At 71.3% G+C, this 7,971-nt stretch carries 6 protein-coding genes and 1 pseudogene; 1 reads left to right on the forward strand and 6 read right to left on the reverse strand.

What is annotated here, in order from left to right; genetic code table 11:
* Positions 1 to 375 precede the first annotated feature (375 nt).
* From M3B01_RS14110 to manA, 3 genes are read right to left on the reverse strand one after another with little or no spacing between them, the layout of a single operon-like run.
* Entirely contained in the window at positions 376 to 1,506 is a 1,131-nt protein-coding gene (locus tag M3B01_RS14110) for a hypothetical protein (protein WP_259793125.1), read from the reverse strand.
* Positions 1,503 to 1,790: a PqqD family protein gene (locus M3B01_RS14115; protein WP_259793128.1), complete on the reverse strand. Its 288-nt coding sequence runs from the start codon at positions 1,788 to 1,790 to the stop codon at positions 1,503 to 1,505. Before M3B01_RS14115 ends, M3B01_RS14110 begins: the two co-directional genes overlap by 4 nt.
* Positions 1,787 to 3,001 carry a mannose-6-phosphate isomerase, class I gene (gene manA, locus M3B01_RS14120; protein ID WP_259793129.1) on the reverse strand — a complete coding sequence of 405 codons (1,215 nt, stop codon included), beginning with the start codon at positions 2,999 to 3,001 and terminating at the stop codon, positions 1,787 to 1,789. The genes M3B01_RS14115 and manA overlap by 4 nt, the downstream gene beginning before the upstream one ends.
* A gap of 121 nt (positions 3,002 to 3,122) precedes the next feature.
* Between manA and M3B01_RS14125 the strand changes: the two genes are divergently transcribed.
* Positions 3,123 to 3,956: a nucleotidyltransferase family protein gene (locus tag M3B01_RS14125; protein ID WP_259793131.1), complete on the forward strand. Its 834-nt coding sequence runs from the start codon at positions 3,123 to 3,125 to the stop codon at positions 3,954 to 3,956.
* Here the strand turns inward: M3B01_RS14125 and M3B01_RS14130 are convergent.
* From M3B01_RS14130 to M3B01_RS14140, 3 genes and pseudogenes are all read right to left on the reverse strand, one after another.
* The gene (locus M3B01_RS14130) at positions 3,856 to 4,467 is read right to left on the reverse strand and encodes a VanZ family protein (protein ID WP_193865147.1); all 612 of its coding nucleotides are present in this window, start codon (positions 4,465 to 4,467) and stop codon (positions 3,856 to 3,858) included. The two genes, M3B01_RS14125 and M3B01_RS14130, sit on opposite strands and share 101 nt — an antisense overlap.
* 2 nt (positions 4,468 to 4,469) lie before the next feature.
* Positions 4,470 to 5,954, reverse strand: a complete 1,485-nt coding sequence (locus tag M3B01_RS14135) for a sugar transferase (RefSeq protein ID WP_259793133.1) — start codon at positions 5,952 to 5,954, stop codon at positions 4,470 to 4,472.
* Between the two features lie 425 nt (positions 5,955 to 6,379).
* Positions 6,380 to 7,803 (reverse strand): annotated as a pseudogene (locus M3B01_RS14140) (IS1380 family transposase).
* Between the last annotated feature and the right edge of the window lie 168 nt (positions 7,804 to 7,971).

Below are 7,971 nucleotides of genomic sequence, written 5' to 3' on the forward strand. Positions count from 1 at the left end.
GTGCTACTGGGGGCCGACGGCCAGCTCGCCGGCGGCCCCGTCAACGGCGGCAGCGCCGTGATCGAGTTCGTGCAGGAGATCTGGGAGCAGCTGGCGGAGGCACAGGCACGGGGGGAACTGTCGTCCGACGGTTGAGTGCGAACAGGGAAGGAGTGACCCGGAAGCTCAGAGCCTTCCGCGACCGAACGCCACGCCCTGCTCCGAGTCTGGCCGCCAGAGCCTCGCCCGAGGAACAGGTCAAGGACACTGGGTTCGTTCGCCGCACTGACATGCAGAGCGTTGACATCGGTCCACGAGGGCGCGGCGGGTGAAGGAGGAGTGTCCGGCCTTGGCGGGGCGAACACCGGAGGGTGAAGTCACTTCCGCGCCCCCTGATCAGCCCTGGCGGGCCCAGCCGTGGTCCACGAGATCCGCGACTGTGCTACGGACGAGGGTCGCGCTCTTGGGGTGTTCCCCGATCTCCTCGACCACCAGCTGTTCGAGCTGGTCGAATGTGAGGGGGCCCGCGTCAGCGAGCAGGTTCCAGACCAGTCCCGCGAGGCCGGGCAGGTGGATCGCGCCGTGCTCGCCGAGCAGGAACAGCCCGGACTCGACGGCGAGCGCCTGGTGGAAAGGAACGGCCGCTATCCTGCCGGGCGCGGGTGCCGTGTCCTCCCCGGCGGCCGCGTCTCCGGGCCGCGGCTCGATCTCGGCCGTCTCGACGTGCTCGGCCGGCGGCAGGCGGCGCAGCAGCTCCTCGAGCTCGGCGGCCTCCCGGTAGCGCACCTCCAGAGCGCCGCCCACGGAGTCCAGCAGCCCGGCGAGCGCGGCGAGACCTCCGGGCAGCTCCCACAGCGAGGAGGTCTGCGGCACGATCCGGGTCAATGCCTCGGACAGTGGCACCCGCGTCACCGAGGACCCCTCCCCCACCTCGCTCTCGTCCCGAATCCGCTCGAGCAGCAGCACCATCGCCGGTGCCGGGGCGGCCGCTTCATCGGCGGGGCGCAGCCCCAGGTCCCCCAGGGCAAAGTCCCGCTTAGCGCCGAGCTGCGGGTCGTGCTTGGAGACGGGTTTGGGATACGGGGTGAGCGCGAAGCTGCCGGGTGTGATGATCGTCAGCTCGTCGGTGAGATAGGCGCCGTCCCGTCCGAGCAGGGAGGAGGCGGTGGACTTCCCGGCCCCGGACGCGCCGACCAGCACAAGGGTGCCGAGCTCGGGGTGGGCAACGGCACCGGCGTGCAGGAGCAGGCGGGTGCCGATCAGGCGGCGGATCACCTCGCGGGTGAGGTGGCCGGAGATGGTGTAGCTCGCCTCGGGCCGCGCGGGCAGCGGGACGGTCCCGGCGGGGAGGTCGCCGCCGGTGAGCACATAGTCGAGGCGGATCTGCGGTGTCGCGTCGCCGTCGCCGGTCGCGCGCAGGTGGGACCAGAGGGCGTCGATCTCCTCGGCCACGGTCTCCAGGCCGGGCCCGAAGGTGAGCAGCACGCTGTGGTCGGCGACCTCAAGCCGGATCGCGGTCGCAGTCACACGCCGTCACCATCGATCGTCTCGAGGATCCCGCTCATATCCAGCTCGGCGAGGAAGCCGGTGATGATCTGCTCGGCGTCCTCGGGCACGTCCTCGACCTCCTGCCGCAGCCGGTCGGCGAGCTCGGCGGGGCTCGCGGCGCGGTCCGGCGCCTCGGCGAGCAGCTCGAGCACGAGGGCGCCGGCGCCCTGGATGCGGGTGATCGGGCCGTGGGGCAGCGCCCCGACCCACAGGTCCTCCCCGTCCCACTCGCTGACCACGGGACGCAGCCGGTAGCGGGTCACGGGACGCTCGCTTGGACGAAGCGACCTGCTCCGCCGGCGTGGAGGAGGCCGGCGTCGGCCGGGACGAACAGCGCCCGCCCGGCGGTGAGCACATGGCGGCCCGTGTCGGACTGGACCAGCACCTCCCCCTCAAGGCCGAGGAGGGTGCGGGGCCCGCCGCCGGGGACGCGGTGGCGGGTGCGGAAGGTGCCGGGCGGGTCGGTGAGCGTGGTCAGCGACAGCTCGAAATCGTCGACGGGCGCGTAGTACGCGACCGACGTCGCGGTCTGCCGCTCCGGCGCGACACGCAGCGGCGGCGCGGCCTGCACGCTCACGCACTGCAGCATCTCGTCGGCGTCGACCTTCTTGGGGGTCAGCCCGGCGCGCAGCACGTTGTCGCTGGCGGCCATGATCTCCAGGCCCACGCCGTGCAGGTAGGCGTGCAGGGTGCCTGCGGGCACGAACATCGCCTCGCCGGGGCGGAGGGTAACGGGGTTCAGCAGCAGCGCGGCGGCCACGCCGGGGTCGCCCGGGTGGTGCTCCGCGAGCAGCGCGACGGTCTGGTCGATGCGCGGGGAGGGCGAGTGGCCGGAGTCGGCACGAGCCCGGCAGGCCTCGACGACCTGCTGGACAGCCTCGGGGCTGGGGCGCATCGCGGAGGAGACCAGGGTGCGGAACGCGGCGCGCATGCCGTGGGCGGTTGGACTGCGGGTGAGGAGGGTGTGGAGGCGGTCGGTGAGATCGGTGCCCAGCCCCTGCAGGAGCGCGGCGGCGCGGCGCGGGGTGCGGAACCCGCACAGCGCGGTGAATCGGGTCAGCGCGATCAGCATCTCGGGCTTGTGGTTGTCGTCGCGGTAGTTGCGCAGCGGCGACTCGAGCGGGAGCCCGGCCGCGGTCTCCGCGGCGAAGGATTCCTGGGCGTGCTCGCGATCGGGGTGGACCTGCAGGGACAGCGGCTTGTCCGGCGCGATGACCTTCAGCAGGTAGGGCAGGCGGGCGCCGAAGGCGCGCTCCACGCCGTCGCCCAGCATGCGGCGCGGGTCCGCGGCGATCGCGGCGTCGAGCCCGGCGCCGGCGTCCTGCCCGGTGGTGAGGGTGGAGGGTGCCAGTGGGTGCGCCCCGTACCAGGCTTCGGCCCAGGGGGTGCCGTCGGCGGGTCGGCCCAGGAACTCGGGGATCGCGGTGGTCGATCCCCACTCGTAGTGCTGGATGCGGCTATCGAGCTGCCACACGTCCACTCCCCCTTCCCTTCCCGTTGCTGCGTCCCACTGCGCTCATGCCGAGCTTCCTTCCGCCCGTGGGCGCTGCTGCCGGTCCCGTGGACAGGGGCCGGCGGCTCCTACACTTGCCCCCATGACATCCCCCATGCAGGTGCCGGTCCCGGTGCGTCTGCGCATGGCCCATGGTTGCCTCGACCATATTGCCCGAGGCGCGGGTGTGAGGATCCTGCATCTCAAGGGCGTGGCGCTGCATCCGTTGCTGGCCGAGGGCCGCGCCGGCTCCTCGGACTGCGACGTGCTGGTGGACCCGGGGCAGGTCGCGCCGCTGGTGGCCGCGCTCGAGGCCGACGGATGGGGGCAGTTGACCACCTTCGAACACGGCAGCGTGTTCGCGCATGCGGCGACGTTCCACCACCGCGTGTGGGGAACGGCCGATCTGCACCGCGCCTTCCCAGGCCTGGACCGGGATGCGGCGGCGACCTTCGAGCGCCTGTGGGCGCATCGGGAGAGCGTGGACCTCGGCGGCGCCCCGTGCGCGGTCCCGGATCTCACCGCGCAGCGTCTGGTGCTGCTGGTGCACGCCGCCCGCGATGCGAGCGGCCGCTCCCGTCATGACGTGCGCGTGGCCTGGACCGAGGTGGACGAGGCGGAGCGCGCGCGGATCAAGGGTCTCGCCGCCGAGCTCGGTGCCCAGGTGCCGCTCGCGCTCGCGATCGGTCGCCCGGAGACCGTGGAGGGCCTGCCCGGGGCGCGGGTGTGGCAGGCGGTGCACGACGGCGCCGCCCCGCGGGAGGTATGGCGGGCACGCCTGCGGGACGCCGACGGCTCCTTGGCGAAGGCCCGGCTGCTGGTCGAGGCGCTGCAGGTCAATCGCGATCATCTGGGCCTCCGCCTGGGCCATGCCCCGTCTCGGGGCGAGGTGCGCCGGGAGTGGTGGGCGCGCTGGGGGCGCTTCCTGGGTCGCTGAGTCCCGGCCGACGGGCCGACGCGTCGGCCGGCCGCTCCGTGCGGCGGTTCCGTGCGTGCCTCCCGGCGAGCCGTCGCACGAGCAGCCCGAGGCCGACGCCGAGCGCGGCACCGGCGGTGTTGGCGAGGATGTCGACCAGGTCCTGCTCCCGCGTGCCGATCTCGCCCTGGTAGAGCTCGACCGCGATCGAGAGCCCCGCGCCGGCCGCCACCAACCACCAGGTGGGCACCAGCACGGCGAGCGCCGCGAAGAACGGCACGAACAGCGCCACGTTCGCGAGCGCCGCGAACATCTCCGGGGTGACCTGCTCACGCAGGCCCACGGCACCGGTGACGGGGTACCAGATCCCCACGTTCAGACGGTTCACGGCCCAGCCGTCCGAGGTCAGCAGCAGCGCGCCCGCCGCGAGCGGATAGAGCAGCAGGACGAGCGCGGCGAGGAGGCGGAGAGGACGGGGCAGTGCGCTCTTGGGGCGCGCAGCGGTTGCTCCGCCTGGAACGGGCCGGGTCATCGTCAGTAGGCGCCCGAGGAGGCGAGCACGGCCTTGACCGTGCGGATGAGGATCTGGAGGTCCTGGGTGAAGGACCAGTTGTCGACGTAGTAGGTGTCCAGCCGCACCGTGTCCTGCCAGGAGAGGTCGCTGCGGCCGGAGACCTGCCACAGTCCGGTGATGCCGGGGCGAACATCCAGGCGCCGACGCGCGTCGTCGTCGTAGCGCTCCACCTCGCCGGGCAGGGCGGGGCGGGGGCCGACGAGGCTCATGTCGCCCCGTAGCACGTTCCACAGCTGCGGCAGCTCGTCGAGGGAGAAGCGGCGCAGGAAGCGTCCGGGGGCGGTGATGCGGGGGTCGTTCTGCATCTTGAACATGACCGTGTTGCCGCGGTCCTGGACGGCGCGCTCGACCATCTCGACCTTCACGGCCTCGGCGTCGGTGACCATCGTGCGGAACTTCAGGAACTCGAAGTGCGTCCCGTCGCGGCCCACGCGCTGCTGGCGGAAGATTACGGGTCCTCTGTCGTGGGCGCGGATGCGCAGCGCGATCACGGCGAGCAGCGGGGAGATCACCGCGAGGACGAGCGCGGCGACGACCACGTCGAACAGGCGCTTGGTCCAGCGCAGGGCCTGGCGGGCGCGGGGCAGATCCATGTGCACCAGCGGCAGCCCGGCGACGGGGCGCATCGTGACGCGGTCCGCGGAGATCTCGGTGAGGGCGGGCACCACGATCACGCCGATCTTCTCGTGCTCAAGCTTCCAAGCGGTGCGGCGGAACTCCTCCGCGCTCGAGGTGGACCCGGCGGTGAACAGCAGCATGTCCGGCGCGGCGGACTCAGCGATCGCCAGCAGGTCACGCTCCGCCCCGAGCACGGGGATCCCGAGCCGCGAGGAGTCGGCGATGCCTCCCGGGGTCACGGCGCCCACGATGTCGTAGCCGAGCCACCGCTCGCGGTGTAGGGTCGCGGCTATCCCGTCGACGTGGCCGAGGGAGCCCACGGCGATCACCGACTGGCGGAAGGCCCCGCGCACGCGGGCCGCGGCGAGGCCGCGCCGCAGCAGCAACCGGTTCAACAGCAGCAGCGGCGGGCCGGCCACGGAGAAGACGACGAAAAAGGCGCGGGAGAGCTCGAGATCCAGCAGGTAGACGAGCGCGCCGATGACACCGAAGGCAGCGCCGGAGGCGTGGAGGACATTGCGGTAGAGCTGCGGGCCGGAGGTGAGCTGGCGACGGTCGTACCCGCCGAGCATCGCGATGGCGGCCAACCATCCGAGCGCCATGACGAGGGAGGCGCTGGTGACGTTCTCGCGAAGATCACCGGCTGGCGGCAAGACGAGCTGGCGGACGGCAAACGCGATGCCCACCGCGAGGGCGAGCGCGAGCATGTCCGCGACGATCATGGCCGGCAGCGTCAGCAGGCGCAGCCGTGCCTCCGACGTGCGCTGGGTCCGCGTCGAGGGTCGATGGCGCGCCTGCGCGGCACGCTCGACATCCAGATCAGTCAAGGTCCCCAACCCCAGATCCCCCGGAAACAGCGTTCAACGGCCCCTCCACGGCTCATCGGCGACCACAGCCACCGTCTCACACCCCTGCGCTGGACCGCTCGACCCGACGCCACGCGCGCGCGAGGGAGATAACGGACGAAACGATTCTTGGTTGCGACTTTAACGGCGTGTAACAACAGATGAGCAGAGTTCTTCGCAAATTGTGATCGGAGCCGCTGGCCTCACCCGGGTGGCCACGCACCCGAGAGCGAGAGATAGCCTCGATCTTTCATGGTGCTGCTGAGCGGCGGTGTCCGGCGTTGTTGCCGGTGTGCGCGAGCTGATTGTGGCATGAGGGTGTGACGGGTCGCCGCGTGTCGATCGCGGTGGCCGGGCGTTCCGGTGCCAGGGTCCTTGGGGAGTGCGGTCAGCGACGGGGCCGGGAGCTATCCGGCCGGGGCGGGAAGCTGGGCGAGGCGGTCGTAGCCTGCCTGGATGATCCCGGCCCAGCGTGACCGGTCCGAGAGATGCAGGACCCGCTACCGGGCATGGCGAGCGAAGGTTGCGGCGGTCTGGAACAGACGCAGTCGCTGGCGTTTGGGTTCCCATCGCCGTGCCGAGGAGTCGGGAAGCGCGAGCAGGCCCATCCAGGCAGTGATTTCGCTGGCCAGAGCGATGATCTGGCACCAGATCCGGTTCTGGGCGAAGGATTTCAGCGGCAGGTTCCGTAAGCCAGCGTCTTTCGCGGCCCGGATCCGGTCCTCGCATCGCGCCCGGCGGCGGTGACGGACTTCGAGGTCAGCCAGCTGCCCCCGGGTGGGTGGGGGCACCTCCCCCGAGCGCAGCGAGGAGGGGGAGTGGTCGCGAAGGCGGTCAGGCGGTAACCGTCGACGTCCTCGAACCGCAGCTGCGCCCCGGGATGCGGTCGCTCGCGGCGGACGATGACCCGCATCCCCTTTGGCCAGTCCTTGAGGTCCAGCAGTCCGGTCAGCTCGGCCACGTCCGCCCCTTCTCGTGGGGTGCCGTCGGGGTCATAGGCCGGCTCCCAGACATGCTCGGGGATGATCCGGTAGACCTCCGGGGTGTTGGCGGGCAACGTGAATCCCACCGAGTACGAGACCCGGCGTTTGACCAGCTCCTCGATGGTTTTCTTGGTGGAGCCGGCACCGTCGATCCGGATCAGCACCTTCTTCCCCGGCCTGGGCCCCAGCCCTACTTGGGCCAGCGCCTGTCTGATCACGGTCTTGTGGTCAGCAGCCGTGTTCGAGCCCGCGTTCCCGGGCCGGAGCAGGCAGGTCAGCATCTCCCCACCACTGCCTTCGCCGTGGTCGGCGAAGGCCAGCAGGGGGTGGAACCCGAATCCCTTCTTGAACGTCGCTCGTGCGTTCTCCTTCTCGCTATGAGCTGTCACGAGGGTGGCGTCGAGATCGATGACCAGCGGGTTCTTCGCGGTGACGTGATGGCTCGGGGCATGGCTGCCGGCCCGAGCCCACGCCGCCTCGCGGGCGCGGCGGCGGGCGGTGTTGATCGCGCGTTCGGCAGCATCGACATCGCTGGCCAGGAGCGCGAGCAGGCGAGAGATCGTGGGATCCGAGGCCACCTGACCGTAGACGTCCGGCTCGGCCCGCACCGCGGCGACGTCGGCCAGGCAGTCCCCGCCCACAGCCAGTGTCAGCGCGAGGTCGAGCAGGATCTTGCCTGGATCATGCTGCGCCAACGGGCGCCGCCACGGTCCCAGCGCTTGCGACAGGGCCCGGTCCAGGCCGGTGGCGCGGACCGTCTCGGTCAGCAGCACCCCGCCCGCCTGCCCCACCGCCGCACTCGGTGCGACATCAACCTGCACCCGCGGATACAACCCGGTAGTGTTCACCCTGAAGGTGCTCCTTCGACCTGGGAGAATTGGACCTTAAGCAAGCCCTATTCTTCCAGGTCAGGAGCACCTTTCCGCGTCTACGACCACTCCTCGGACACCTCAACGATGAAAGCCCGAGGTTAGGTAGCCGAGCGAGGAGTGCCGGCGGTGGTGGTTGTATTCGGT

The organism is Brachybacterium sp. p3-SID957 (genome assembly GCF_025144775.1).
GTDB classification, from domain to species: domain Bacteria; phylum Actinomycetota; class Actinomycetes; order Actinomycetales; family Dermabacteraceae; genus Brachybacterium; species Brachybacterium epidermidis.